The sequence below is a fragment of the Inquilinus sp. OTU3971 genome (assembly GCF_038440215.1).
The window spans coordinates 1-204 of the sequence record NZ_JASATH010000486.1 but is presented as its reverse complement, the minus strand read 5'-3'; the positions used below and the strand labels follow the sequence as shown (position 1 = coordinate 204).

1 protein-coding gene is annotated in these 204 nt (G+C 71.6%); it reads left to right on the top strand.

The window, feature by feature from the left end; genetic code table 11:
- A partial coding sequence (locus tag AAHM41_RS40535) for a cadherin-like domain-containing protein (protein WP_342242302.1) occupies window positions 1-204 on the top strand: 204 nt, incomplete at both ends.

Genomic DNA, 204 nt, shown 5'->3' with positions numbered 1-204 from the left:
CCTGTCGGATGGCCACGGCGGCACCGCCACCGGCAGCTTCAACGTCGGCGTCGGCGCGGTGAATGACGACCCCGTCGTCGGTGCGGTCGCGGACCAGAGCACCACCGAGGACTCCCCGCTCACGATCTCCAAGGCCCTGATCCTGGCCGGCGCCTCCGACATCGACGGCGACACGCTGTCGATCACCGGCGGCTCGGCCCTGCA